28 protein-coding genes and 3 pseudogenes are annotated in these 25082 nt (G+C 31.7%); 20 read left to right on the top strand and 11 right to left on the bottom strand.

Features of this window, described 5'->3' with window-relative positions:
- The first annotated feature begins 21 nt into the window (after positions 1–21).
- The 5 genes from NLJ82_RS12820 (at position 22) to NLJ82_RS12800 (ending at position 4486) form a co-directional block, all read left to right on the top strand.
- Positions 22–789 (top strand): arylamine N-acetyltransferase family protein, encoded by a 768-nt coding sequence (locus NLJ82_RS12820; protein WP_000202760.1) that lies wholly within the window; start codon positions 22–24, stop codon positions 787–789.
- Positions 790–945: 156 nt separating this feature from the next.
- Positions 946–1599 (top strand): YdeI/OmpD-associated family protein, encoded by a 654-nt coding sequence (locus NLJ82_RS12815; protein ID WP_000022240.1) that lies wholly within the window; start codon positions 946–948, stop codon positions 1597–1599.
- Positions 1600–1724: 125 nt separating this feature from the next.
- Positions 1725–2840 carry an NAD(P)/FAD-dependent oxidoreductase gene (locus NLJ82_RS12810; RefSeq protein ID WP_000844368.1) on the top strand — a complete coding sequence of 372 codons (1116 nt, stop codon included), beginning with the start codon at positions 1725–1727 and terminating at the stop codon, positions 2838–2840.
- Between the two features lie 205 nt (positions 2841–3045).
- Positions 3046–3486 carry an NUDIX hydrolase gene (locus NLJ82_RS12805; protein ID WP_001202593.1) on the top strand — a complete coding sequence of 147 codons (441 nt, stop codon included), beginning with the start codon at positions 3046–3048 and terminating at the stop codon, positions 3484–3486.
- 340 nt (positions 3487–3826) lie between these two features.
- The gene (locus NLJ82_RS12800) at positions 3827–4486 is read left to right on the top strand and encodes a protein kinase family protein (protein WP_000026513.1); all 660 of its coding nucleotides are present in this window, start codon (positions 3827–3829) and stop codon (positions 4484–4486) included.
- Positions 4487–4599: 113 nt separating this feature from the next.
- Here the strand turns inward: NLJ82_RS12800 and NLJ82_RS12795 are convergent, their stop codons facing one another.
- Together NLJ82_RS12795 and NLJ82_RS12790 are read right to left on the bottom strand one after the other, a co-directional pair.
- Positions 4600–4779, bottom strand: coding sequence for a hypothetical protein (locus NLJ82_RS12795; RefSeq protein WP_000026322.1), 180 nt, complete (start codon positions 4777–4779; stop codon positions 4600–4602).
- A gap of 90 nt (positions 4780–4869) precedes the next feature.
- Positions 4870–5127, bottom strand: a complete 258-nt coding sequence (locus NLJ82_RS12790) for a hypothetical protein (protein ID WP_000173555.1) — start codon at positions 5125–5127, stop codon at positions 4870–4872.
- A gap of 136 nt (positions 5128–5263) precedes the next feature.
- Between NLJ82_RS12790 and NLJ82_RS12785 the strand changes: the two genes are divergently transcribed.
- The 4 genes from NLJ82_RS12785 to NLJ82_RS12770 all read left to right on the top strand — a co-directional run bounded on the left by NLJ82_RS12785 (position 5264) and on the right by NLJ82_RS12770 (position 8497).
- The gene (locus NLJ82_RS12785; protein WP_000169981.1) at positions 5264–6694 is read left to right on the top strand and encodes a PQQ-dependent sugar dehydrogenase; all 1431 of its coding nucleotides are present in this window, start codon (positions 5264–5266) and stop codon (positions 6692–6694) included.
- 181 nt (positions 6695–6875) lie between these two features.
- The gene (locus NLJ82_RS12780) at positions 6876–7448 is read left to right on the top strand and encodes a YybS family protein (RefSeq protein ID WP_001079218.1); all 573 of its coding nucleotides are present in this window, start codon (positions 6876–6878) and stop codon (positions 7446–7448) included.
- A gap of 27 nt (positions 7449–7475) precedes the next feature.
- Positions 7476–8039, top strand: a complete 564-nt coding sequence (locus tag NLJ82_RS12775) for a GNAT family N-acetyltransferase (protein ID WP_000282920.1) — start codon at positions 7476–7478, stop codon at positions 8037–8039.
- A 77-nt stretch (positions 8040–8116) separates the two neighbouring features.
- Positions 8117–8497, top strand: a complete 381-nt coding sequence (locus NLJ82_RS12770; protein ID WP_001048949.1) for a nucleotide excision repair endonuclease — start codon at positions 8117–8119, stop codon at positions 8495–8497.
- A gap of 53 nt (positions 8498–8550) precedes the next feature.
- On the opposite strand, the gene NLJ82_RS12765 is transcribed toward NLJ82_RS12770, so the two are convergent.
- Entirely contained in the window at positions 8551–8757 is a 207-nt protein-coding gene (locus NLJ82_RS12765) for a hypothetical protein (protein ID WP_001225587.1), read from the bottom strand.
- Between the two features lie 132 nt (positions 8758–8889).
- On the opposite strand from NLJ82_RS12765, the gene NLJ82_RS12760 reads away from it, so the two are divergent.
- The 5 genes and pseudogenes from NLJ82_RS12760 (at position 8890) to NLJ82_RS12740 (ending at position 12673) form a co-directional block, all read left to right on the top strand.
- Positions 8890–9669 (top strand): undecaprenyl-diphosphate phosphatase, encoded by a 780-nt coding sequence (locus NLJ82_RS12760; RefSeq protein ID WP_001104267.1) that lies wholly within the window; start codon positions 8890–8892, stop codon positions 9667–9669.
- An 82-nt stretch (positions 9670–9751) separates the two neighbouring features.
- Positions 9752–11074 carry an FAD-dependent monooxygenase gene (locus NLJ82_RS12755; protein ID WP_000482048.1) on the top strand — a complete coding sequence of 441 codons (1323 nt, stop codon included), beginning with the start codon at positions 9752–9754 and terminating at the stop codon, positions 11072–11074.
- A gap of 63 nt (positions 11075–11137) precedes the next feature.
- A complete protein-coding gene (locus NLJ82_RS12750; RefSeq protein ID WP_000708334.1) occupies positions 11138–11665 on the top strand; it encodes a GNAT family N-acetyltransferase in 528 nt (175 codons plus the stop codon).
- 16 nt (positions 11666–11681) lie between these two features.
- Positions 11682–12198 (top strand): annotated as a pseudogene (locus NLJ82_RS12745) (YfiT family bacillithiol transferase).
- A 1-nt stretch (position 12199) separates the two neighbouring features.
- Complete coding sequence (locus NLJ82_RS12740; protein ID WP_000406649.1) at positions 12200–12673, top strand: GNAT family N-acetyltransferase; 474 nt, start codon at positions 12200–12202, stop codon at positions 12671–12673.
- A gap of 121 nt (positions 12674–12794) precedes the next feature.
- Here NLJ82_RS12740 and NLJ82_RS12735 read toward each other — a convergent pair whose 3' ends face one another.
- The gene (locus NLJ82_RS12735; protein ID WP_000522480.1) at positions 12795–13172 is read right to left on the bottom strand and encodes a PH domain-containing protein; all 378 of its coding nucleotides are present in this window, start codon (positions 13170–13172) and stop codon (positions 12795–12797) included.
- A gap of 179 nt (positions 13173–13351) precedes the next feature.
- Here NLJ82_RS12735 and NLJ82_RS12730 point away from each other — a divergent pair, with 179 nt between their 5' ends.
- The 5 genes and pseudogenes from NLJ82_RS12730 to NLJ82_RS12705 all read left to right on the top strand — a co-directional run bounded on the left by NLJ82_RS12730 (position 13352) and on the right by NLJ82_RS12705 (position 17814).
- On the top strand, positions 13352–14203 hold the full coding sequence (locus NLJ82_RS12730; protein WP_000789262.1) for a patatin-like phospholipase family protein: 852 nt from the start codon (positions 13352–13354) through the stop codon (positions 14201–14203).
- A gap of 12 nt (positions 14204–14215) precedes the next feature.
- Complete coding sequence (locus tag NLJ82_RS12725; RefSeq protein WP_000765970.1) at positions 14216–14587, top strand: YxiJ-like family protein; 372 nt, start codon at positions 14216–14218, stop codon at positions 14585–14587.
- Positions 14588–14840: 253 nt separating this feature from the next.
- Positions 14841–15206 carry a hypothetical protein gene (locus tag NLJ82_RS12720; protein ID WP_000428033.1) on the top strand — a complete coding sequence of 122 codons (366 nt, stop codon included), beginning with the start codon at positions 14841–14843 and terminating at the stop codon, positions 15204–15206.
- An 88-nt stretch (positions 15207–15294) separates the two neighbouring features.
- Positions 15295–16920: pseudogene (locus NLJ82_RS12715) on the top strand (DnaJ family domain-containing protein).
- Positions 16921–16998: 78 nt separating this feature from the next.
- Positions 16999–17814, top strand: coding sequence for a YwqG family protein (locus NLJ82_RS12705; protein ID WP_000799820.1), 816 nt, complete (start codon positions 16999–17001; stop codon positions 17812–17814).
- A 644-nt stretch (positions 17815–18458) separates the two neighbouring features.
- On the opposite strand, the gene NLJ82_RS12700 is transcribed toward NLJ82_RS12705, so the two are convergent.
- From NLJ82_RS12700 to NLJ82_RS12690, 3 genes are all read right to left on the bottom strand, one after another.
- Positions 18459–18854, bottom strand: a complete 396-nt coding sequence (locus NLJ82_RS12700; protein WP_001169713.1) for a RidA family protein — start codon at positions 18852–18854, stop codon at positions 18459–18461.
- Positions 18855–18963: 109 nt separating this feature from the next.
- Positions 18964–20049 carry a hypothetical protein gene (locus tag NLJ82_RS12695; protein WP_001142882.1) on the bottom strand — a complete coding sequence of 362 codons (1086 nt, stop codon included), beginning with the start codon at positions 20047–20049 and terminating at the stop codon, positions 18964–18966.
- A 135-nt stretch (positions 20050–20184) separates the two neighbouring features.
- On the bottom strand, positions 20185–21162 hold the full coding sequence (locus NLJ82_RS12690; RefSeq protein ID WP_001165403.1) for an LAGLIDADG family homing endonuclease: 978 nt from the start codon (positions 21160–21162) through the stop codon (positions 20185–20187).
- 249 nt (positions 21163–21411) lie between these two features.
- On the opposite strand from NLJ82_RS12690, the pseudogene NLJ82_RS12685 reads away from it, so the two are divergent.
- Positions 21412–21830, top strand: a pseudogene (locus tag NLJ82_RS12685) (MBL fold metallo-hydrolase); the annotation flags it as partial.
- 54 nt (positions 21831–21884) lie between these two features.
- On the opposite strand, the gene NLJ82_RS12680 reads toward NLJ82_RS12685, so the two are convergent.
- Genes NLJ82_RS12680 through NLJ82_RS12665 form a run of 4 tightly spaced genes read right to left on the bottom strand, consistent with a single transcriptional unit; the run spans position 21885 to position 24912 of the window.
- A complete protein-coding gene (locus NLJ82_RS12680) occupies positions 21885–22718 on the bottom strand; it encodes an alpha/beta fold hydrolase (protein WP_000269899.1) in 834 nt (277 codons plus the stop codon).
- 45 nt (positions 22719–22763) lie between these two features.
- The gene (locus NLJ82_RS12675; RefSeq protein WP_000276539.1) at positions 22764–23285 is read right to left on the bottom strand and encodes an NUDIX hydrolase; all 522 of its coding nucleotides are present in this window, start codon (positions 23283–23285) and stop codon (positions 22764–22766) included.
- Between the two features lie 22 nt (positions 23286–23307).
- Entirely contained in the window at positions 23308–24438 is a 1131-nt protein-coding gene (dnaN, locus tag NLJ82_RS12670; protein WP_000394450.1) for a DNA polymerase III subunit beta, read from the bottom strand.
- Between the two features lie 30 nt (positions 24439–24468).
- Positions 24469–24912 (bottom strand): NUDIX hydrolase, encoded by a 444-nt coding sequence (locus NLJ82_RS12665; RefSeq protein ID WP_000757633.1) that lies wholly within the window; start codon positions 24910–24912, stop codon positions 24469–24471.
- Between the last annotated feature and the right edge of the window lie 170 nt (positions 24913–25082).

The raw sequence follows: 25082 nt of genomic DNA, 5'->3' as shown, positions 1-25082 counted from the left end.
ACATTTTAAGGGGTGCTGACTATGACAAGTCTACAACATAAGCTTTTTACAAGATTGAATCTTGCAAAGCGTAATAAAGTGAAGTTTGAAGAATTAAATACAATTCTTTTTGCATTTGCACACACTATACCATTTGAGAATTTAGATGTTATAGCAAGTAACACGAATACAATTACTATGGAAAATTTACAGAATAAAATTTTAAGCAGATCCCGCGGTGGACTTTGTTATGAATTAAATACGCTTTTTTATTACTTTTTAAAAGATTGTGGTTATGATGTACAACTCGCATTAGGTACCGTATATAAAAATGATATAAACGCATGGGCACTTGAGAATGGACATATAACGATTATTCTAAATTATGATAAAGCACGATACGTAATTGATGTAGGTATTGCTTCATTAGTACCTCTAGTCCCGGTACCTTTTACTAGTGAGCCTGTTTCTTCTAAAAATGGTACGTATCGAGTGATACGAAAAGATACGAGTAAAGGGAATTACGTTCTAGAAAGAAAAGATACGAATGGTGAGTGGAAAGTGTGTCATGCTTTTTATAATCGTATCATTGATGAGGCAGTAGTAAATGATGTTCAAAAAAGAGTAATAGAAGATGAGAAATCTATTTTTAATAAAGGACCGATTGCAGTCAAATTGACGGAATCTGGCCATGTCTCTTTAACAAATACTAGTTTAACTACAATGATTCACGGTGAAAAAACGAAACGTGAAGTTACAGAAGAGCAATATAGAGATCTTTTATATACTTTATTTGCTATTGAGTTATGATAACGCGAATAGCTAGCCGGTTCTGAATAAGAACCGGCTATTTTATTAATTTAATTTAAAACAACTATTAAAGTTTGATTTTCTTAATAGATATAATACACTAGAACAGTATGAAAAAGTATAAACAATGAATTTTGAATGTAAAGGAAGATCTTCATGTCAATTATCGATAAATTGAAACTTAATAAGTATACGAATATGGTTGTTATTAATGAACCAAGTGATTACGAAGTTTTTACAGGAAAAGAAACTGTATTTTCAAAAGAACACGATGCCATTTTTATTTTTGTAGAAACACTGGATGAAATGGTGAAACAAACGAATTATATTATTAGTAATAAAGAATTATTAATTGAAAAAGGATACATATTCTTCGCATATCCGAAAAAAGGTAATTCTCGCTACAGTACGTTTATTCACCGTGATGAGATGTTTCCAGCATTAAACGTTGGAGAAGATGGATATGTGGGAGAAAGCGATATTAAATTTGCGCGAATGGTAAGTATGGATGACATCTTTACTGTTGTAGGTTTAAAGCGTGAGAAGAAAAAAGCGACGAAAACGCCTGCAATGAGCCAATGTGTAGCTGATTATGCAGATCGAATTCAAGATGTTGAAGCTTTATTAGCTAATCATCCAAATGAACTTAAGTTTTATCAAAGTTTAACACCTGGATACAAAAAAGATTGGGCACGTAATCTGTTTTCTGTCAAACAAGAAAAAACACGTGAAAAACGTTTTGAAAAGATGATTGAGGTTCTATCACAAGGCTATAAAACAATTGATTTATTCCGCAAAAAGAAAAAATAAGATTAGGAAAGTCACAATGATGCAACAATTAATTGCGATGAGTACATTGAAAAAAGTATTCCTTCCATTATACTAAGGGATGTTCTTATATTTATATAATTAGTAAAAGAGAAAAGGTGTTTGAAATGAAATCGTATATTGTAGTTGGAGCGGGAATTTTAGGTGCGTCTACTGCTTACCATCTTGCTAAGGCTGGCGCGAACGTTACTATCGTGGATCGTCAACAAGTAGGTCAAGCAACAGATGCAGCAGCTGGTATTGTTTGCCCATGGCTTTCACAACGTCGTAATAAAGCATGGTATAAAATCGTTAAAGGCGGTGCACGTTACTATTCTTCGTTAATTCAGCAATTAGAAGAAGACGGTGAAACGGATACAGGTTATAACCGTGTAGGTGCAATTAGTTTACATACTGATGAGAAAAAACTAGATCAAATGGAAGAGCGAGCTTATAAGCGCCGTGAAGATGCACCAGAGATTGGTGAAATTACGCGTTTATCAGTTGAAGAAACGAAAAAATTATTCCCAGCATTATCAGAAGAATATAGTTCTGTTCATATTAGTGGTGCTGCACGAGTAAATGGAAGATTATTACGCAACGCATTAATAAGCGCTGCGAAAAAACATGGTGCAACTTTTATAAAAGGCAATGCAGTATTAGTCTGTGAAGGTAGTCAGATTACGGGTGTTAAAGTAAACGATAAAACAATTCTAGCAGAAAAGGTTATTGTAACTGCAGGTGCATGGGCGAACGAAATCTTAAACCCATTAGGAATTAATTTCTTAGTTACGTTTCAAAAAGGACAAATTGTTCACCTGCAAATGGAAAATACAGCAACAGAAAATATGCCCGTTGTTATGCCGCCAAATGATCAATACATTTTAACATTTGATAATGGCCATGTCGTAATTGGTGCTACCCATGAAAATGAAACTGGCTTCGATCATCGTGTAACGGCTGGTGGTTTAAATGAAGTATTCCATAAAGCATTAACAGTTGCACCTGGCTTAGAAAATGCTACTATGCTTGAAACGAGAGTTGGATTCAGACCATTTACTCCAGGGTTCTTACCTGTAATTGGCCCACTTCCTAACTTTGAAGGTATTCTCGTTGCAAACGGATTAGGTGCCTCAGGTTTAACTGCAGGTCCATATTTAGGATCAGAACTTGCTAAGTTAGCGCTGGGACAACCAATTGAATTAGATTTAAATGATTATGACGTTGCAGGCGCAATTGAATAACATAAGATATAGAAAAAATACGCTAAGCAAATTCGATAGGAAATAAGCAGTTTTTTTCTCTGTTAAGAGTAAGACTATTTATGAAAAATAAAATACTTTAAAAATAAAGAGCTGACACCATAAACCTGCATTATTAAGGTGAAATTGTGATGTTTGCTCTTTATTTATATTTATTTAAAGCTTATTTTCGAGAGGAGGTTAAGCAATGAGAGCACCGTATCAAGTATTGATATTTCCTTATATAAAAACTGACGATTCTATTCAATACGCGATTTTCAACCGAAGTGATTATGCTTATTGGCAAGGGATAGCCGGTGGTGGTGAAGACGGTGAGATTCCTATTGAATCAGCAAAACGTGAAGCGTTTGAAGAGGCTGGTATTACAAGAGAATGTTCATATATACAATTAGATTCTGTGTCTTCACTACCAGTAGAGGATGTAGTTGGAGAATTCCTTTGGGGTGAAGAGGTTTATGTAATAAAAGAATTTTCTTTTGGAGTTAACGTCCCTACAAAAAACATCTCATTATCTAAAGAACACTTACATTATAAATGGTTATCCTTTGAAGAAGCAGTAACGCTTTTGAAATGGGATAGTAACAAAACAGCATTGTGGGAATTAAACAAAAGACTATTAAAACAATAAAAGTGTTAGCTAACAAAGATAGTAGTAGAACAAGAATTGAACAATTTAAAAAAATCAAATATAGATTTGGCATGACCAATGAACTGAGAGAACTTGCACTTAGAAAAGCCTTATACAGTTGCTTCTGAAAAAATAAAAATAGTTAGAAATATTTTTTTATTGTATGGTTTTTGGCTCTGAATAGCGGAATACATATTAAGTATTCAACAGTTCAAATAAAACGAGTTATCTTTTTATTTGAAGAAGAAAGATGAGCAGTTTTATGCTAAAATTCGCTTAGTGTATATTTTCGTTAAAATGTGGGTAAGCCTTCCTTTTTAGCAAAACCGGAGTGGAAACGATGAGTATAAATAGTTTTGTGGGATTGATAAAGGATGAATTATTAAAAGAGGTAATCATAAGAAGTGAGGACGAATTCGAGCCTGTAGTAGTTAAAGATATTCCTAGACTTTGGAAGTGTTTAGGGAAAGGTAATTATGCTGCAGTATTCATGCACAGAGAATTCAAAGATTGGGTAGTGAAAGTTTACGCGCGAGAAGGAGAAGGCATTGAAAAAGAGTCAGAAGTATACCGCAGAATCGGAAATCATCCTTCTTATTCAAAGCTTATATATAAAGGAGAAAATTTCATAGTATTGAAACGTTTAAAAGAAATTACCTTATACGATGCTATTCATAAGGGAATTAAAATTCCTAAGCAGGTAATCCTTGATATAAATAAAGCTTTAGAGTATGCAAGGAAACAAGGATTAACTCCTTGTGATGTTCACGGGAAAAATGTGATGATGGAAAAAGGAAGGGGATATGTAGTCGATGTATCTGATTTCTTAAAAACAAAAGAAGATAGTAAGTGGAGAGACCTAGAAAAGGCATATTTTACATTTTATTTGCCTTTCATTTATAAATTGCCTTTCCCTGTTAAAATACCGTATTTTATGTTAAACATTGTTAGACGTTCGTATAGAAAATATAAGAAACTTAAAAAGAAATTCGAATTGTAAAAAGATCACATACTTATAAGTGGACCACTAGTAAACAAAAGGACCGTACATATTAGACATTTCTAAAATGTACGGTCCTAATCTTATATATTTTTTTATTAGTTATTTCACTATCAATTCCAAAACGGGATATTTTGAATAAATGAAACCGTCAAAATAAGTGTTGATGCGGAACCAGCAGTTAATAACATTACTATTTTTCGTCCATTCTGTTCTTTTGAAGGTTTTATAAGTTCTGTAATCAACACAATCCATATTATGATAGAAACTATAGAAATAATATTTATAGACATATGTAACACATCCCTTCGTGTTTTTACATAAACATTTCTTTTTTATAAATTAAAAGCAGTTTAACAATAAAATATGTACAGCATTATAAATCAATATTTTCCTGTTAAACCATCTTTTTTAAATAGAAATACGACTGATAAAATAATAACAACAGCCTTCAAACTGCCCCAATATGGATAAATAGCATGATCTGTTAGATTAGCATGCTGAAAAATGTTCTCTAATCCAAAAATCCCAATAATGATCGCTAAAAGAAAAGCAGCTTTTCCAATAGTTGTATTACGATAGAGGGTAAATAAATATAGCGCAAATATAAGTGGTAAGATGATTTGTAGTAAAAGTGTCATAAGTAGCCCCCTAGTTTATTTATAATTACATTATATACAAAAATGTAATAAAAAGGAATGCTACTTATTTGATACTAATAAGATCACTCTAATCATACTCTTCTATTAAAAAGAATATAAAGGGGTGTAAAGTTAATTGACAAAAGTTAAAGTTCGTTTACGACCCATTGTTCATAACATAAATTTACCCACTGTAATAAAAACAGCAATTCTTCCAGGTGAATCGACTGAAAGGCTATTTATCGCAACGCAATTAGGAGAGGTTTTCTACATAGGAAATGGCGTCATAAAAACATTTTTAAATATTCGTCCGCGAATTATAAAATTAGGCACATCTGAAGAAGGTGTCTCTAGTAGTGGTTATGATGAACGAGGATTGCTAGGACTAACATTTCATCCACAATTTTATCAAAACGGTTTATTTTATCTTCATTATTCTGTCGCTGGCACTCAAGGACCTAGTGCACTTTCTGAACAATTTAAACCGAATCCTTGTGACCCGAAAACTTTAAATTTAAAATGGCTAAATAGAGATACGCAATATGATCATATCGATACAATTGAAGAATGGATTTTACAATCAAACGGTCACCCTCAAAAACGTAGAACATTACTTCATATAAAACGCCCATTTTTTAATCATAATGGAGTAAATACTTTAAACTTTTCTCCAGAGACGGGGAAACTTGTTTTTACAAATGGAGATGGTGGCTCGGGTTATGATCCGTTCAATTTAAGCCAAGATGATTTAGAAATAGCAGGTAAAATTATTGAAATCGATGTAAGTAAAAATACATTCATAAATAATCCTCCAGTCGTTACACGCTTTAATGAACTTCCTCTATCTATACAAGAAACACTTACAGTAATTGCGAAAGGTGTTCGTAATATAACCGGTATTTCATTCCAAAGGTTTTATAATCAGTATATTAAATATGCGGGTAATGTCGGACAGGATATTGTAGAGTCTATTTTTTCATTTGTTCAATATAAACCAATCCGGGTTACCGAACTTGTTCAAATGCATGTAATGAGACTCACCCCCAATCAAGATGGATTTATTAATTTTGGTTGGAGAGGATGGGAAGGAGAATTGCCTACTTCTTTTATAAAACACTGTTCTGAAAATCCTACTTTTGATGAGAGAACAATGGCTTATTATAATGAAACAATAGAAACATCAGTGAAGCGAATTCAGCCACTCATTAGTTATTTTCATAAAGATCCAAGACCGGATAAGTTTGGAGGAACTTCACTAACAGGCGTTCAACCATATATGGGAACTGCAATCCCGAATTTACATGGTAGTGTTGTGTTTACTGACCTTGCTAGAAAAGAAGAGTCTCGGCCGCCAGTTAAAGGTGTATTAGCATATACTAGAGCAGGTACAGATGGTAAACATACTGATTTTCATGTTATTGAAACCAATTATGATTTTGGTACGCAAGCAGCTTATTATATGAGTTTAGGAACAAATTTGGATCAAACTAGGTTATATTTAGGAGTTTACGGTTCTATGAAAGTAACTGATTTTAACAAAGGTACCATTTTTGAAATTATCCCTTAATACGATATACACTCGTAGTTTAATCATACAAGGAATTCCCTTTGTTTTAAAACGTACAAGTTCTCCCCCTAAAATCCTTTTATTGTATAGTAACTCATTACAAGTAGAACACAGCTCATAAACCACTAGTGTATGAATAAGATAGAAAGTGATGGATGAGATATCTTTAGGGGGTATTTTGATGAATCGATTTGTACGTTATTGGTGTCAACTTATGATAAAGAATAATGAGGACTTTGTTCATAAAAGAAAATTATCCCTAGCAAATAAAGTAGTCATTACAGCTTTAATGAGTGCTTTGGCCACCATGTTTCAAGCAGCAGGTAACTTAATTCCTGGTATAGGGTTATTTATTAGCCCTTTTGCGACGTTACCAATTTTTTTGGCGATTTGCTACTCTATTCGTGAGGGAGTACTTTCTTATTTCCTTACTATTCTCCTATTATTTATTATTGAGCCAAGTGAACTAATTGTTTTTCCCTTTACTACAGGTTTATTAGGTATAGCCTTAGGGCTTTCCTTTATACAATTCAAGAGGAGAATTTGGGTTGTTTCCTTTTCTGCAATTTGTCTACTTATAGGAATTATGATAGTTCTCGATATTTTCCGTTTTCCAGTACTTGGTCCTACTATTCATACAACTATGGATATAAAAATGATTTTATCAATATTTATACTGAGTTTTCTATACTGCTGGATCTATGCAGGGCTTTGTAGAATATTGTTGAATAGAGTATATAGAGTATGGTTTTAACACTTGTATAGAATGGAGACTTAAAACATGTATAACGTTGCAATTAGGAGACCAAATTCGGATGATTTAGAGGAACTACACTTATTTTTCCGTATAGTTATTACGAATACATATAAAGACGAAGGATTATCACAACTATTGGATGACATAGAAAATGAAATTAACATGAAAAAGCAATATTTGAAAACAGATTTTGATAGTAATGGAGAAAAACGTTACTTTTTATTAGCAATAGATACAAATAACGATAAAATCATTGGTACAATTGAAGTTGGTCCAGCAAGTACATTGATTAATAGTTGTACAGGCGGTGTACTTAAGGATTTGTATGAAATAGGAACTGTTTTTATACTGCCGGAGTATCAAAAAAAGGGTATCGGGAGTTTACTACTAAATGCAATATTTCTTACGTTACTTAGCAAGGGTATAACAGAGTACTGTTTAGATAGTGGATACAAAAAAGCGCAAAGTATATGGACAAAGAAGTTTGGAGAGCCTAGTTATGTACTGAAAGATTATTGGGGAGAATCAAGTGATCATATGATTTGGAAGAAGAGTTTACATGATACACCTATAATATTTGAATTATAAAATGAAATATGGCTATGAACGTAGCTTTTCTTACATATGTATGCTATTATTTATCTTTATAATAAAAGAGGACGTGAATGAACTTGATTAAAATTAGTATCCCTGAAGTTGATGTTACAATTACTGAACGTAAACAAGTTATTAGAGGAGACGAGCCAAGAATTACGCCAATCAATGGTTTTATCGACTTCCACTTGTTCCCTAGAGATAAAGGCGGCATTTTTATGTTTTACAATATTAATGACGAACTACTTTTCGTAGGTAAAGCTCGTAAAATTAGACAACGTATTAAGAAGCATTTCGAAGACAATGTTTCTCCAATTAAAAATCACCGTGATGAAGTATACCGCATTGATGCATGTATCGTAGAAGATCCAACAGAAAGAGAAATTTACGAAACATATATCATTAATGAATACAAAGCAAAATATAACGTTGATAAAGTATTCTATAAATAAGCAATAAAAAACAATCCTAGCACATATACTGGGATTGTTTTTTTTAGTTAGATTTATCCCTCATATTTTTCTCCTTTTTTTAAATGATTAGCAGCAATAAAACAAACTACACCTATACATATAAGTACAATTCCAATTGTTTTATGTTTTCCAAAAAAGAAAGGAATATCAGAAATAACATTTGTCATACATAACCCTACAAATACAAGGATAGGTCCTATCCACAGTAATACATTGCCGAATTTTGTATGTTTCCGCATAGTAAGCCTCCTCATCCCTTTTTACATATATATCCATGAATTGAAAGTAAATTCATAGAGAAATATAGTTTTTTTCATATCGAAAATTTAACCTTCATATATTGGTACAAGCAAACAAGAAAGGGGCCCATCATGAATTGGTTAGAAGCTTTTATATTAGGGATCATACAAGGTTTAACAGAGTTTTTACCGATAAGTAGTACAGGTCATCTTTATTTAGGAAGGCATTTGTTTCAATTAGATGAAGCAGGATTGTTTTTAGATACGATGCTGCACATTGGGACTTTACTTGCGGTGTTTATTTATTACAAAAAAGAATTTATATATTTAATCAAAAATCCGTTTTCAAAGCTGATGCTACTACTTATTGTTGGGACGATACCTGCGGTTGTAATCGGGTTGTTATTTAAAGACTTTTTTGAGGATATTTCAAAAACAGGTATTACGATTGGTTGGGAGTTTTTAGTGACCGGATTCTTCCTCTACATGGCGGATAAACAAAAGAATGGTCGTAAAAAAATGGATGACATTACATATAAAGATGCATTTATCATCGGTTCATTTCAAGCAGCGGCTATTTTTCCGGCTATTTCTCGTTCTGGTATGACAATCGTCGCTGCATTATGGAGGAAGTTAGACCGCGAAACCGCTGCTTACTTTTCTTTTTTATTATCAACGCCAGCTATTGTCGGAGCTATCATTTTGCAATTTGCAGACGTTTTTCAAGGGAAAGCAGAATCTATTTCTAGTACATCTTTAATTGTCGGAACGTTATCAGCAGCGTTTTTTGGATACATAGCCGTTTCATGGATGATTCAATATTTAAAACGTCACTCTTTAAAAGTATTCGCGTATTACGTATGGGGATTAGGTATTTTAATTTTAACGTTGCAATTTACTGATGTATTTTAAGTATAATGATAAAGAAGTTAATTTGTTTAAGATCCTGTTTCATTCATACAAGGCAGGATCTCTTTTTATTAAGGGGGAAAACATGTTTAATAAGGCTATCGTTATTGGTGGAAGTATGGCAGGAAAGTTCGCAGCAAAAGCATTATCAACTTCTTTTAAAGAAGTAATCATTATAGAAGCTGGTGAAAGATGGGATGGAAAGTCTTCGAGAAAAAGAGTTCCACAAAGTAATCATCCTCATGTGTTATTAAAAGGTGGAGAAAACGCAATTGAAGAATTGTTTCCTAATATTATGAATGAATTAATAAAAGCAGGTAGTATCGTAAATAACTTTACTCGTGATTTAAAATGGCATCAATTTGGTCTATGGAAACAGCCGTTCATAGGGGAAGTACATATGATTCAACAAAGTAGGTTTTTGCTTGAATGGCATATTCAAAAACGAATATATCAAATTTCAAATATCACCAGTAAATTTAAAACACTAGTGGAAGGGTTAATAGTAGACAGAAAAGCTAACAAAGTATGTGGTGTAAAAGTTAAATGTTTAGAGACAGACACACAAGAAGAAATACATGCAGATATTGTTGTTGATGCAAGTGGATTTAGTTCAAAAAGTATAGAGTGGCTACGAGAATACGAAATTGAAGTACAAGAAGAGAAAGTTCGTATTGATTTATTTTACGCAACGAAAATGTTTAAACTTAAAGAAAATGAGGAGTTAGACTGTTGTAATATGCTAATGTCTCCAAGTTTCCCTGACAATCCGCATGGTGTCCTTATTCAAACGATTGAGGATAATCGTTATTTTGTTACTTTCAGCGGGTATGCAAGTGAGAAAGCACCACAAACAGATGAGGAATTTTATAATTTTGCTGAAAATCTATCAATCTCCAATGTTACAGATTTCCTAAATAAAGCGGAGGCAATTTCAGATATCAAAACGTACAAAATTCCGTATCAAGTACGTCGGCGATTTGATTTAGTGAATAATCTACCCGAAAAATTGTTAGTAGTTGGAGATGCACATTGTCGTTTTGATCCTGTTTTCGGGCAAGGTGTTTCAGTTGCAGCTATGGAAGCTCACCAATTGCAGTTACTTTTACAAAGGAGACAAAAGCTCGATCATGCATTTACACAGCAGTTTTATAAAGAGACCGCTCATATCATACAAACTCCTTGGGAAATGACAACAACGGAAATATCACGTCATCCACAGCTAAAAAGAGAATTAACGATAAAACAAAAATTTCAGCTATGGTATACGAAACAAATATATCAACTATCTGCAACTGATTCTGATGTTTATATTCGATTAGTAAAAGTGATGAATTTAATTCGTAGTCCATTTCATCTTTTTCATCCGAAAGTGCTACTTGCTGTGTTACTGAAACGAAAGAAATAGCAGGAAATTAGTTGATTAAAAACGAATATATAGCAGTTAGTAGATATAGAAGGGGTAATCGAGATGAAAATATACATAGAACAATTAAAGAAACACGATGCTAAGGATTTATTTACGTTTGAACTTACGAATAAGTCTTTTTTTGAAACAATGGTACCTAATCGTGGCTCGCAATATTTTGATTTTGAATATTTCCAAAAACTACTAGATAATTTATTAATAGAACAGGCGGATGGAGAATCTTATTTTTATTTAATTCGTAACGAAGAAAATGAAATTGTAGGGAGAATAAATTTAGTAGATATAGATTCGGAGACTCGAATCAGTTCGTTAGGTTATCGGGTCGGAGAAAAATTTACTAAAAAAGGAGTTGCAACTGCAGCCGTAAAATTAATTTTAGACGTAGCAAAAAATAATGAAATTAATGAGGTTCATGCTAAAACAACTTCTAATAATCTTGCATCACAAATTGTACTAGAAAAAAGCGGGTTTTCTTCTTATCAAAACGAAGCAGATACAACATCTGTACAATTGAATGGGGAACAAGTAAATTTTGTACATTATATTTGGAGAAATACTTCGCGCTTATAAGAAGGGGGACTTATTCATGAATGATTTACGTTATCCAATTGGACAATTTACATACAAACGTCCTATAACGGAAGAAATGATAGATACATGGATTCAAGAAATTGAAGATTTACCTAATGAACTAACGAAGGCAATTAAAGATTTAGATCAGAAGCAGTTAGACACATCGTACCGCGTTGGTGGATGGACAGTTCGTCAAGTAGTCCATCACGTTGTTGACAGCCACATGAATAGCTACATACGCTTTAAATTAGCACTAACAGAAAAGAATCCAACGATTAAACCATATAAAGAAGAAAAGTGGGCAGAATTACCTGATTCTAAATTACCAGTAGATGTTTCATTAGTAATGTTAGAGTCATTACATAAAAGATGGGTTAACCTTTTATATTCTTTAGAACTTGAAGATTTAGAAAAGACATTTAACCATCCAGAGACTGGTGAAACAAAACTTGCTGCTGCAATTGGACTATATGCATGGTCGTCATCATACAGCTCATATAACTTCATTAAGAAAACGACTAAATTGGTAACATGGAGATTACATTAGAGAAGGCAACAGAAAGTGATGCAACAGATTTATTTCAAATGCAAATAGACTCATTTAGCCCTTTATTACATAAATATAAAGACTACGAAACAAACCCAGCAAATGAACCTATTGAAAAAACTATTTTTAGAATAAATAATCCTAGCAGTAATTTTTATAAGATGATAATAGATTCGAGACTTGTTGGAGCGATATGTATATCCCAAAAAGAACTACCTTATAAATTTTGGATTAGTCCAATGTTTATTCATCCAATCTATCAAGGGAAAGGAATTGCTCAGAAGGTACTTATTTTAATTGAAGAGATGTTTCCAGAAGCACGAAGTTTTGAACTTGCTACGATTTTAGAAGAAGAAAGAAATTGTTTTCTATACGAAAAGATGGGATATAAAAGAACAGAAGAAACTAAGAAATTAAATGATAAAACTACACTTATTTATTACAAAAAAGAAAGGTAAAGCGTTTAAAATACGCTTTACCTTTTTATGTTATTCTAGATTAAATATACAAAAACGACGAATATTCTTCCAAAATACTCGGGTTAGTAATTTTATATATGAATAAAAATGCAAAAATAAGTTATTTTGTCGTATATGTTACTAACGCTTTTTGAATGCTTAAAACACTATCGTCACCTTTAAATTCTTTCGTAATTGGCGTACTCAAACTAGATACCCAAATTTTAAGTTCTGCATCTAAATCAAAATGCCCAGCTGTTTCAATGCTAAATTGTGTAATGCTTTTATAAGGGATTGAATGATACTCAGTTTTTTTACCTGATATTCCTTGTTTATCTACTAAAATAAGACGACGATTTGTGAATACAATTAAATCACGAATTAATTTATAAGCATGTTCAACTTTCTCATCGTCTAACATAATCTTCTCTAAATCACGTTCTACACTTTCTGTACTCGTATTTGATGCATTTCCTAAAATACCGCTAAATAAACCCATAGGAAATTCCTCCTCCATTATTTGTGGAATGTGTTACTTATATTGTACCATGCAACTCGGTGTGAAGTTATGATATTACAGTAGTAGTTTCTGGCTATTGTTGTAATCCTTTTATATAACCTCATCTTAATATCTTATGCTAATATGTAAGTAAAAAAAAAGAAGCAGAGGGATATAGCATGAAAAATATCGGTTTAGTATTAGAAGGCGGAGGAATGAAAGGTTTATATACTGCAGGCGTACTCGAATATTTTATGGAAAAGAACTTATTTTTCCCTTATGTAGTTGGCGTATCCGCTGGAGCTTGTATGGGAGCAACTTATTTATCACGTCAAAAAGGGAGAAATAAAAAAGTAAATACAGAGTTAGTAGCAGATCATCGTTATATATCTTATCGAAATTTAATTCGAAAACGTGAATTATTTGGAATGGATTTTTTATTTGATGAAGTACCGAATAAAATTGTACCGTTTGATTTTCAAACTTTCTTAAACTCAAATGAACAGTTTGTTATAGGAACGACTGACTGCGAATCAGGAAAAGCTATTTATTATAATAAAGCAGAACACGGAAATGATATTTTAAAAATCATTCGTGCATCTAGCTCAGTACCGTTTATAGCGCCTGCTGTAGAATATGATAATCGAAAATTACTAGATGGAGGAATTATAGATCCTATTCCGGTTTTAAAAGCGCAAACTGATGGTTATGAAAAGAACGTTGTAATTATGACAAAACCAGAAGGATATGAGAAGCAACGAAATAAATTTTCTGGCCTAGCTAAAATTTTATATAGGAAATATCCGAATATCGCACAATCTTTAGTAGAACATTATCGTTTTTATAATGAGACGATATCTTATATGAATCAAATAGAACAAAAAGACAACTTTTATATTATTCAGCCTAGCGTACAGCTTCCAATAAGCGGAATAGAAAGAAGTAAAGAAAAGCTCGTTAATTTATATAATCTTGGCTATACGGATGCTCAATATCATTATGAAAACTTATTAAATTGGATAGAGAACTAAAGGGGTGGAAAGTTGAAGTTAGGAAAAAGGGTTATTTTTAATGAATTGCAGAAAATGCCTAGTCCACTGTATAAACCGTTTCCGAATTGTGACATTCGAAAAATACGAAAAGATTTTAATAATATGTTTACAGAAGATGATTGTATAAGCGCTGATTTAAATTATTATTGGATGCATACAACAGGTACTTTAAGTTACGTGCTTAATAATAATGAACAGGAGATTGTGTTCAATCAAATAAAGTGGCTAAGGAAATCTTTTTTTGAATGGTTTCCACAATATCGTTTTTTAGAAACAGAGATTATGAAGTATCCCATTTTGTATAGAGATTTCATGAATTATGAAAAGACTCGAAAGTTATTACTTTATTACCTTACTGATTAAAAACGTACAAGTGATGCTACTTGTACGTTTTTTGTTCATAAAATATTCAATATTAACAACTTGTCCATGTAGGTATTTTAACGAGAAAAAAGAAGTACATATAGAGAATGTGTGAGGGAGGAGATAGAAGTTTGTTAGCTGTTTTCCTTTCAATTCATGTCCAACTCAAATATTTCGAGTAAAATTCGCTTCTAAATGGTATTATCAAATATCAAGAAAACTAATTTAGAAACGAAGAAGGGACAGGTTTAATATGGAAAATATATCAAATGTAGATAAAGTAGAATCAATTAAATCTTTACAGTCAACAATCCGTAAACTTGAAAATGCGCTATCTCAGATGACTCAAAAAGGCTCAAACACTACTTTAGTGAAAAAAAGACTCAAAGCAGCTAGTATCGGCTTAGCTATGTTAGAAAGTATTTGGGATCAAGAAACACATCATTACACGAAAGAGGATTTAGCAGACGCTCGAAATGTTCTAATTGGTTTGCTTCCATCAATTGAAAAGATTTATGTTAAGTCAAAGCTTGGGAGTCCTCAAAGAACTCTTTTAGAAAGAAGAATAAAATCATTGGAACTTTCTATTCAAGCAATTGATCATTTTTCTAATCAATAACTTCTCTAAACACATAACTTACGACTGCTTTTATATAGGGATTCTAATGAAAAAACTACATATAGAATACTACAAAGGAGGAAGAGAGGTGACTACAATAATCAGTCCTAAGTTAGAGAAGCTTAAAAATCAATTAAAGAATGGAAACGAAAAAGCTCTTTATACTTTTTTGGATGAAATCAAGTCAAATCATACACCACTAGTAGAACAATGTCCTATAGATAATCAGTATAAACTTATAACGTATATATGGTTAGGTGATCAAAATACTGAAAATGTTTATGTAGTCGGTAGTTTTCCTGGTTGGGATCTGTCTGTAAATCAATTACAACGATTGTTACAGACAGATATTTGGTATGTAACGTTTAAGACGAATAAGAGTTTTATTTCAACGTACTATTTTTCAGTAAACGATGTTTTCGAAAATGATTGGATAAAGCGTAGTGAACAGTACGAAATAGACCAATTTAATCGAAATACATTTGGAGAAGGTACCAATAAAGCGTCTGTGTTAAACATAGGAATGGAGGTGCAATATAGCAGTCGTTTTCCTTCAAATGATTATCCATCCGGAAAGATTGAAACATATTCTTTTTATAGTTCGATTTTAAATAACACACGTAAAATTCATATTTATACGCCTCATGATTATTCTCACACTTCACATCTTCAAGAACTTCTCATTGTATTTGATGGGAATTCATTCATTAATGACCTTTCAATCACAAAAACACTTAATTATTTAATTTACGAAAAAGAAATCCCATCGTGTATTGCTGTTGCTATAGATCCTGTTGATCGATTAGAAGAGCTAACTTATAACGATAAAATGAACGCATTTTTAACGAAGGAATTACTTCTGTGGATTCAGGCTAAGTATCGTGTGCATAAAGAAGCGAAACATACAACAATTGCAGGTTTCAGTCTTGGTGGCCTAGCAGCTTTTTATGCAGCACTTCAAAATCCGCATATTTTCGGGAATGTGTTGTCAATGTCTGGATCTGTACATTGGAAAAAAGATGGTTATGAAAATCAAATTCCTTGGATTGAAAATCAAATTTCATCAATAGATTCTAATACGACTCATCTCTATTCTTACATAGCAGTAGGTGAACTTGAAAACGAATCTCTTTTAACGGCCAATAGGCGCCTATATAAAGCTTTAAAAGAAAATAGATACCAAACCACTTATGAAGAGTTCCAAGGCGGACATGACGGTATTTGGTGGCGAGAAAATTTGTTTGACGGGTTGAAAGCTTTAAAACTTACAAAAAACACACTATAAAATAAAAAGGAGAGAGAATCTATGAATCAAGAAGAACTAGATAAGAAACTAAAAAAGCAAGAGATTTTAGTAAAAGATGAGAAAGTTTGGTCCTATACATATGAGGATCATATTAGTTCTATCATTAAAGAAGCAGAAAAGAAAGGGTCTTTTGATAATATGCCTGGTAAAGGGAAACCTCTAAATCTAGATAAAGACCTTTCGTACAATCCTGAAAAGCAACTGTATAGAACGTTAAAGAATAATCATGTTTTACCAAGGTGGATTGAGCTTTCAAAAGAAATTGATGATTTAAAAGAAAAGCTAAAAGAAAATACAAATACTGCAGAAGCAGCGAATTTAATTCGAACTATTAATAAAAAGGTTTTAGAACATAACCTACTTTGTCCACCAAGTGCGCAAAAAACGAGGGTGAAAACGGACTTTTAACAATTTTTCATGAAGCTATCTCTTGCTATATAATTAAGTAAGGCATTTTCAATTCATTATGAAAGGGAGGCAAATGTGATGAAAAATACGTATCAACTTCAAATTCCGAAAGAACTAGAACAGTATCGTACTATTTTAGAAGAAAGTGTGAAACCGTATATTAAAGTGACTGGAACGAAAGCAGAGACAACTCTTTTTGAGAGTAAGTTTGGTGGTTATCCGTATTTACCTATAGATCAAGAGCATCCTAAAGATTCAAATGGACAACCTATGATGTTACTTGCACAGCTAAACTTTGAAGAAATTCCGCATGTTGAATATATGCCTCAAAAGGGAATGTTACAGTTTTTCATAAGTACTGATGATGAGCTTTATGGAGCAGATTTTGATCATCCAACAATCCAAAAAGACTTTCGAATTATTTATCATTCTACAATTACTGAAGATTTAAATAAGGTAATTACTGATTTTAGTTATTTAAACATTTTAGAAATAGAAGACTTTATCATACCTGAAGCAGCAAAATTACAATTTGAATTAGATTATCAACCCATAACATCTAGAGATTATCGATTTGAAAAGATGTTTAGTGAGGATATTGATTGGGAAGAAATTGTTGATGAAGAAAATAATACAGAATTAGGCGAACTGTATGATGATTTATGTAAAGATTTCGGACATAAAATTGGTGGTTATCCATTTTTTACACAGACAGATCCAAGGGAATGGGAAGAAAAATACCAACAACATGATATATTATTACTACAAATCGATACAGACGACTCATTAAATATTATGTGGGGAGATTCTGGTGTTGCTAATTTCTTTATTAAAAAAGAAGATTTGTTAAATCTAAATTTTTCCAATGTTATTTACAACTGGGATTGCTACTAAAAAGATATAAATGAAATATTAGCAAGCTAAAAAATCTTCCTGAAGGTGAGGGAGATTTTTTTATGTTAAAAATAAACGTTATGTTAACTAGAGTGTAAGATAATACGAATAATAAAAGTCAAGCGTAAATAACAGAAATAACAAGAAATAATGTAAAGTTGTAAAACGTGTGTAAATAGCAATAAATTTATAAAGTACAACATAAAATAAAATTATTAATTTATATTTTGTAAAAAGATTTTTCCGCATAAAAAAATTGTTACTGATCAAAAATGTTTTTGATTCGTTAAATCTTAATCAATAATCGATTAAGATTTGCTGTGATGAATTTATAAATAAAAAAAAGATAAAAAACTGTATAAATGCGTTTAAAGAAGATTTTATGTGAATCTCACTAAAAATCTCTGTTTCGTCTCATTAAGTATAGTTTACTTGGGTTTTGATACCTGATGTTACTTTGTTTCTATAACTGCCTATAATATATATTATGTTAACTTACTAAAAATAATAAACTTATTAAATGTTAGTTTTAGGTGTTATGCTCCCCTTTTTCACTGAATTAGTAATGTGTGACTGATTGTGTAGTTATTCGCTTTATCCGCTATATAAATTAGACTTTAAATAATAAAAATACGTTTTTAAAATTAGTTTGCTACAGCAATTGCTTCAATTTCAATTAATAAGTTATCGTTAATTAACTTTCTAACTTCGACAGCTGAACTTGCTGGTGGATTATTAATGTCAATGTATTGATCTCGAATATCTCTAACAATGGCCATTTGAGAAATGTCTGTTAAGAAAAATGTTAGTTTTACTACATCATTGAAGTTTAAGTCTGATGTTTCTAATGCGCTTTTAATATTTTCGAAAACTTGTCGCGTTTGTGTAGCTAAATCACCAATGCCAACTATTTGACCATCAGTATTGATCGCTACTTGTCCAGATATATAAATTGTTCGTTTAGTGTTACTAACTTCGACAACATGTGAGTATCCAAAAGTTGGTGGCATCGTTTCTGGATTGATAAATTTCTTTTGCATGGCTCTTCTCCTCTTTAAATATCTTGTTTTCTTTATATTAGATTTTAAATTCAGGTTTTACCGTTCAGCTGCTACATTTGTAAAAGTATATTAACACTTTAATTTAAAGTTATTGATGGATTATGTACGTTTGATTTTTTGGGGTGCTTGTTATAATTACACCTTGTTTTATTAATTCTTCAGTTACTTTTGTATAGAAAAAGTGATACCACCAGATAAAAAACTCTTCATAAGTAATTTCTTTTGAGTATCTGCTGCCGGCAAAGTATTGTTTTAAAAGTTTATCGTTTTCATTAAACAATAAGACTAAATCTTCACTGATTGTGTTTGCAATTTCGTTAAGCGTAGATAAGTCTGTTCTTTTAAACACCGGGATAACAGGTTGTGAATTTTGATATAAGCCTAATTTTTCGTAAACTACGTTTAAATGTAAGTCTTTTTGTCTATCTGCTGCTACGAAACCTTTTACTAATTGCTTTTTCTTATAATTAATATCAGTATTAGTGTTTTGAAAATATTCTTCAAATATTTCGTTGTTTGCTGTTATTAAATTTAATGTTGAATATCGAGAATTTCCATAAAGACCAATTTGAACTTCTCCTAAATCTAAATATGTATTACCATACATCCCGAAAGCCTCTATATCTGTTAGTTCTTGTTCTTGAATAGCATAATAATATCGATTCTTATTTCTTAAAGGTCGTTTCTTTTTTAAATAGTTTCCTTCAATGTAATTTATTTGTCCAAAATCTAATAACACACCACTATACAATAAAAGACTATAAGATTCTCTAGATAAATGATTAAACGTGTCGATTCTTTTTGAAATATCTTCAATATGACTTGAATGATTTTCAATGATCTTAAGTGTTGGTTTAATTAGAGGTTCACAAAGGTTATAAAGCTTTTCTCCTTCACAAGCTGTTATAATCATACACGTTGGATAGTACCTCCCTCCTATTTGTTTCAATAGCCCCTCTGCTTCTAATAAATTAACGAGCTTTTCAAATTCATCATTCGTCCAATTTAACATCATTTTTATAGCATTTGACTCAAAACCAAGATGAATCAATACAAGTAAATATTGAAGTTTCGTTCCTTTTATTTTTATAGATGGTGAATTATCTCCAGATGAAATCATTTTAGTTTCATAAGCTGTATGTAATATATTCTCCGGACTATTATTAGTGGGCATTTCATATTCCCTCCCTTACGAGTAAATTTATTGTAAAATCTATGTATTTACTAAGTTCTATAAACGAAAATAAATATCCTCTAATAATATCAAGTTAGAAACCTTAGCATAGATATACTAAGGTTTCTTGCATTTTTATAATGAATGAATTCTTTCATAGTCTTTTTTAAATTGATTATCATTTTTTAACCAACGTTTAAAAGTGGATTCGCTTATTTTTAAATTAGAGCAAGCTGTAGCACTACATTTATTTTTCATATATTCTTTAAGGAAATTTTGTTTTCTTTGTTTAACGGCAGTTTGAGTTTGTTTTAATTTTCGGTCTTGTAATTGGTCTAAACTCAGACTTTCTTTCTGAAACACTTCATATTTTCTATGCAAATAAATATCTTTGTCTTTATAAATCCAATTTGAAAATAGTTGTATTGATCTTCTTCCAGATAAAATAACGCGATAATGTTTGTTTTGTTTTAGTAAATCGACTCGTAAATTGCGATTTTGAAGAATTTGATGTAAAGAATTCATAAAGCTATATGATCCTCCTACAAAGCTTACTGTATAAGTTTCATACTTGACGTAACCATCCCCATCAAAATACCCTCGCACAAAATGATGTAAATATTCTTCTGGTACAAAAGGAAATTCAATGTTAAAAGATTTACATGGATTAATTCCATGTATGTTCATAAGGTCGTCTTTTATTGTTTTGCTATTAATGTTTAGCATATATACGCCGGTCTTTTTGTTTTGGTAAAGTGGCTGGTTTGTTTTTAGTTCTTTTTTTATGTCTACTAAAATATAACTTTCTTTTTGTGATATACTGACGCATTGATTTTCTTTTGGTATAACACCGTCAGCTGCTATAAATCCTAAAATATAAGCCATGTTATTTGACCACGTTTTAAAATAATCTTCTGCTATAGCATACTTCCTCTTCCAACTCCCTATAGCACGCCTTGGAACGTTATTGTCTGTTAAAACCATACGTATATACCTAGCAGACACATTGGCAAGCGTAGCTATTTCTGAGGTACTCTTCCCTTCTGTATATAGCTGAGTTATTTCAGATTTCGATAGTTTACATTTTGATTTCTTTTTTCTCTCTATTTGCACTTACATCCTCTCCTTTCTTTTACTAATTAGAGACATATTTTCTTCTTTAACATACAACGAAACGTATGTTCTTTGTTACTTGTAAGAAGAAATTTACTAAATTAAAACAATTTACATTTACTTAGTATTCGTTTTATCTGCTGCTGCATGGTTTTTATTTTGTATATAAAAATAATGAATTTGACAAATTTATTAAATGTACTGCAATTACGGTGAAAGATAAAATGATTTCGTTTAAACTACAAATAGCCACAGTTTGGAGATGCCTCTTCCCCGTTTCCTCTGTTTAATAGTAAACGTTATAGTGGTGCTTTTTCTTTAGAGCATGAAGATCTTCAAGAGATTGATGCAAAATACGGTCCATTCGATCTTACGTTAATGGAATGCGGGCAATATGATCCAAGGTGGTCTGCAATTCATATGTTGCCTGAAGAAACAGTACAAGCTCAGAAACAGTACAAGCTCATATTGATGTACAAGGAGAATTACTTCTTCCAATTCATTGGGGTGCTTTTACATTAGCGTTACACGAATGGAGTGACCCGATAGAACGTGTTACGAAAGAAGCTAACCGTTTAGGAGTTAAAATTACAACGCCTCAAATTGGCGAATCTATTACGTTAAAATCTACAGACTATCCTAGGTATGCTTGGTGGCAAAAAGTCTAATTATAATAAAAAGCGAATCTGTCTTATATAAAAGATTCGCTTTTTACTTATTGATTATAATGTATCGTTGACAAACTGATTAAACTTGTCTATTTCTTCAACAAATGGATTATGATTACTTTCTTCAAATTTAGTTAATGTTGCGTTCGGGATTAAATTTGCTATTTCACGAGAAAATATGTAGGGACATTGCGCATCATGCTTACCACAGTATATAAAACTTGGGATTTTTACGAATTTAAGTTTCTGACGAACATCATAATCTTTATATTCAACTTGTCTAAAATAATTTAACCGATTGCCAACTGTCTTTCCGCTATTCGGCAATTTTAATGCCTCTTCAAGCTTTTCTTCAGAATAAAAAGACATAAGTGCCCACTCTCTACTTAATGCTTTTCTTTCTTCTTGTACTGTACTATCATCATTTAATGCATTCATAATTGATACGATTCTATTAAATTTTACATTTTTACTACAGTATATACTATCTTTATGAGATGCATATTCCTTGCTCGCCGCTGCGCCACCAACAATTATTTTCGTTAAACTTTCTTGTGCTTCAGTCGCATATACAAGAGCTAACATCCCTCCTGTCGAATGACCAGCAAACCCCCACTTATTAATATATAAAGCTTCTCGAATCGCTTCTAAATCTTTAATCGTTTCGGTCATACTATATTCAGAATCAGTTTTAGCCGAATCTGAATTGCCACATCCCTTTAAGTTAACTAAATAAACACTATAATGGTCAGTAAATGGGTTTGCAAAAGTATTTCCATTATCATTATACTCACTATACAAATGAGTAACGCAAAGTGGAGGTCCTTCTCCCTTTTGAAAATATTCAAACTTTCCTCTTGGAGTTTTGATAATATTTGTTGTCCACATATCGAATCTCCTATCTGAAATTTTCATTTTCTCTTAGTTTGTTATTTATAAGCGAATAGTATTATATAAAGAAGTAAGTAACCTATCCTGCTTAACTAATTTCTGATTCCTATAATTTATTAATTTATGATTAGATAAAATAAAATTATGCTCTAATATGAATTCATTGTGGAGCACTTCAACTAAAAATTTAGGTATCATCTCTCCTACGCCGTAATTATAATCACTAAGAATCCAAGAAATCTCTTTCCAATCTAGAATTCCTTCTGAGACTTTTTTTGGAGTGTGATATATAAATTCATGAAGTAACTCTACTAGATAAACATACATTCCGCCAGAATATGAAGAATCCTCCCATTTAATAATGCCTTTAAATTGAATTTGATCATGCGTAACTTTTATATTAGTCTCTTCTTTTATTTCACGAATCACATTTTCTAACGGTGTTTCTCCTTTTTCTATCTTTCCTCCTACCCCGTTCCACAATCCTTTTACAGGGTCATATTTTCTATTTAGCATAAGTATCTCTTCATTTCTTTTTATAAAACATAAAGTGTGCTTGTACATAATGTGATTCCTTCCTCCGTTTTTAATAAGCTCTAACTGGAGATATAAGATGGATTGCTGCACATTGTGTCCCTGCTTCAATTAATATTGGTCTCATAGAACCGCTGAAACTTAAAGTAACCGTTTCTTCTTTTATTGCCCTTAAAGCATCCAACATAAATCGTCCATCGAAAGATATATTGAATTGTTTTTCACCTTGAATTGCATCTATCTGTTGTGTCTCAGATATTTTTCCAATCTGAGAAGCATTAGAAGAAATTTGAATTGTAGATTCGTTTACAATTTCTAAGTTAACATTGTTATTTGCCCATTCACTTGCTAATAAGCTTGATCGATCTACCCCTTGTAACATTCTTTGTCTATCTATGTTAATGACGGTTTGAAATTCATTTGGAATGAGAGTAGAAATATTAGGATATTTCCCTTCAATTAGTCGTGAATATAACGTAGTTGTGCCGAATGTAAAAATAATGTGACTTTCTGATAGATAAATAGAAACGAATTCTAAATTGCTGTTCATTAATTTTAAAAGCTCATTAATGGTTGCACTTGGTACAATACAATTCGCTTTCATATTAGTAGAAATTAATGTTTCACGTATAGCTAGTCTATGAGAGTCAGTTGCAGCGCATATTAATTTGTTATGGTCTAACTCGATATGTACTCCAGTAAGAACGGGTCTAGATTCATTTTTCGCTACTGCAAAGACTGTTTGTTTAAACGCATCAATCAATTGTTTTGTTTCTATTTGTATTTCTGCATGATCGTCTATTTGTGGTACGTTAGGAAATTCATTCGCTGGAAAGCCATTTAAGTTTAATGTGATTTCTTCTGATTGTATGGTAATTGTTTGCTCATTCTTACTTTTTATTACTATATCGCTTGGCATTTTCTTTATAATTTCAATGAAGTATTTTGCAGGTACAACAATTGTTCCTGCTTTTAAGGTAGTCGTAATTTGTTCGTCATCCATGGAACTAGGGATGAATTTTTCGATGAAAATATTTGAATTACTTGCGATTAAAGTAATTCCAGATTGATCTGCAGTTATTTTTATACCGGATAGTATAGGAATTATAGCTTTGGTAGATATTGCTTTACTTACTTCTGAAAGTGCTTGAGTGAAATGTTTATGATTAACGATAAACTCCATTTTTTCCCCGCCTTACATGAAATGATAGTTTTATGAAGATTGATGAATGATTGTTCCGTTAAAAAAGTAAGGTACTGTTTCTTTCCTTTGTAATATATTTAATAAGTGTTCTGGTATACGTAAATGCGGTTCTGCTCTATGTAATTCCATCCAAGTAATCTCTTCAATTTCTTTTGGCCTTGTTATATTTGTTTCCCCGCCGATTATTTCACCTAAAAAATTAAAGAATATTGCATGGTGTCCTCTCTCCTCGAAAAAAGCTTCGCTAATGTAACAAATACCCTTTACAGTTATATGTAGACCGGTTTCTTCTTTCACTTCCCGAATTACTGCCTCTTCTAACGTTTCTCCCAATTTAACCGCGCCACCTGGTAGTGTGTAATAAGAACCATTCTTCCCTTTGTTTTTAACCATTAAGATCTTTTCGTTTGTTTTATCGTATAAAAGTGCATATGTAACATTTACTTTCTTCATCTAAGTCCACCTCTAATAATGGGAATTTTCTATCTTTGTTACATTCTACCATTTAATCGTTTTAAAATATAAAAAAATTAATAGAGTATTTCATTTATCTACCCTTAGTAAAGGTAATAATTGATCCCCCTTCATTTCTAAATAAAAAGAACGTATTTTGAAAGTAATTA

It is taken from the genome of Bacillus paranthracis, from assembly GCF_024296885.1.
Lineage (GTDB): Bacteria > Bacillota > Bacilli > Bacillales > Bacillaceae_G > Bacillus_A > Bacillus_A paranthracis.
This window is presented reverse-complemented; position numbering and strand designations above follow the sequence as displayed.

What these genes read in the sequence shown, in the direction of transcription:
- NLJ82_RS12820 (WP_000202760.1), top strand. Translation starts at nt 22, where the DNA reads ATGACAAGTCTACAACATAAGCTTTTTACAAGATTGAATCTTGCAAAG.
- NLJ82_RS12815 (WP_000022240.1), top strand. Translation starts at nt 946, where the DNA reads ATGTCAATTATCGATAAATTGAAACTTAATAAGTATACGAATATGGTT.
- NLJ82_RS12810 (WP_000844368.1), top strand. Translation starts at nt 1,725, where the DNA reads ATGAAATCGTATATTGTAGTTGGAGCGGGAATTTTAGGTGCGTCTACT.
- NLJ82_RS12805 (WP_001202593.1), top strand. Translation starts at nt 3,046, where the DNA reads ATGAGAGCACCGTATCAAGTATTGATATTTCCTTATATAAAAACTGAC.
- NLJ82_RS12800 (WP_000026513.1), top strand. Translation starts at nt 3,827, where the DNA reads ATGAGTATAAATAGTTTTGTGGGATTGATAAAGGATGAATTATTAAAA.
- NLJ82_RS12795 (WP_000026322.1), bottom strand. Translation starts at nt 4,779, where the DNA reads ATGTCTATAAATATTATTTCTATAGTTTCTATCATAATATGGATTGTG.
- NLJ82_RS12790 (WP_000173555.1), bottom strand. Translation starts at nt 5,127, where the DNA reads ATGACACTTTTACTACAAATCATCTTACCACTTATATTTGCGCTATAT.
- NLJ82_RS12780 (WP_001079218.1), top strand. Translation starts at nt 6,876, where the DNA reads ATGAATCGATTTGTACGTTATTGGTGTCAACTTATGATAAAGAATAAT.
- NLJ82_RS12775 (WP_000282920.1), top strand. Translation starts at nt 7,476, where the DNA reads ATGTATAACGTTGCAATTAGGAGACCAAATTCGGATGATTTAGAGGAA.
- NLJ82_RS12770 (WP_001048949.1), top strand. Translation starts at nt 8,117, where the DNA reads ATGAACTTGATTAAAATTAGTATCCCTGAAGTTGATGTTACAATTACT.
- NLJ82_RS12765 (WP_001225587.1), bottom strand. Translation starts at nt 8,757, where the DNA reads ATGCGGAAACATACAAAATTCGGCAATGTATTACTGTGGATAGGACCT.
- NLJ82_RS12760 (WP_001104267.1), top strand. Translation starts at nt 8,890, where the DNA reads ATGAATTGGTTAGAAGCTTTTATATTAGGGATCATACAAGGTTTAACA.
- NLJ82_RS12755 (WP_000482048.1), top strand. Translation starts at nt 9,752, where the DNA reads ATGTTTAATAAGGCTATCGTTATTGGTGGAAGTATGGCAGGAAAGTTC.
- NLJ82_RS12750 (WP_000708334.1), top strand. Translation starts at nt 11,138, where the DNA reads ATGAAAATATACATAGAACAATTAAAGAAACACGATGCTAAGGATTTA.
- NLJ82_RS12740 (WP_000406649.1), top strand. Translation starts at nt 12,200, where the DNA reads ATGGAGATTACATTAGAGAAGGCAACAGAAAGTGATGCAACAGATTTA.
- NLJ82_RS12735 (WP_000522480.1), bottom strand. Translation starts at nt 13,172, where the DNA reads ATGGGTTTATTTAGCGGTATTTTAGGAAATGCATCAAATACGAGTACA.
- NLJ82_RS12730 (WP_000789262.1), top strand. Translation starts at nt 13,352, where the DNA reads ATGAAAAATATCGGTTTAGTATTAGAAGGCGGAGGAATGAAAGGTTTA.
- NLJ82_RS12720 (WP_000428033.1), top strand. Translation starts at nt 14,841, where the DNA reads ATGGAAAATATATCAAATGTAGATAAAGTAGAATCAATTAAATCTTTA.
- NLJ82_RS12705 (WP_000799820.1), top strand. Translation starts at nt 16,999, where the DNA reads ATGAAAAATACGTATCAACTTCAAATTCCGAAAGAACTAGAACAGTAT.
- NLJ82_RS12700 (WP_001169713.1), bottom strand. Translation starts at nt 18,854, where the DNA reads ATGCAAAAGAAATTTATCAATCCAGAAACGATGCCACCAACTTTTGGA.
- NLJ82_RS12695 (WP_001142882.1), bottom strand. Translation starts at nt 20,049, where the DNA reads ATGCCCACTAATAATAGTCCGGAGAATATATTACATACAGCTTATGAA.
- NLJ82_RS12680 (WP_000269899.1), bottom strand. Translation starts at nt 22,718, where the DNA reads ATGTGGACAACAAATATTATCAAAACTCCAAGAGGAAAGTTTGAATAT.
- NLJ82_RS12675 (WP_000276539.1), bottom strand. Translation starts at nt 23,285, where the DNA reads ATGTACAAGCACACTTTATGTTTTATAAAAAGAAATGAAGAGATACTT.
- dnaN (WP_000394450.1), bottom strand. Translation starts at nt 24,438, where the DNA reads ATGGAGTTTATCGTTAATCATAAACATTTCACTCAAGCACTTTCAGAA.
- NLJ82_RS12665 (WP_000757633.1), bottom strand. Translation starts at nt 24,912, where the DNA reads ATGAAGAAAGTAAATGTTACATATGCACTTTTATACGATAAAACAAAC.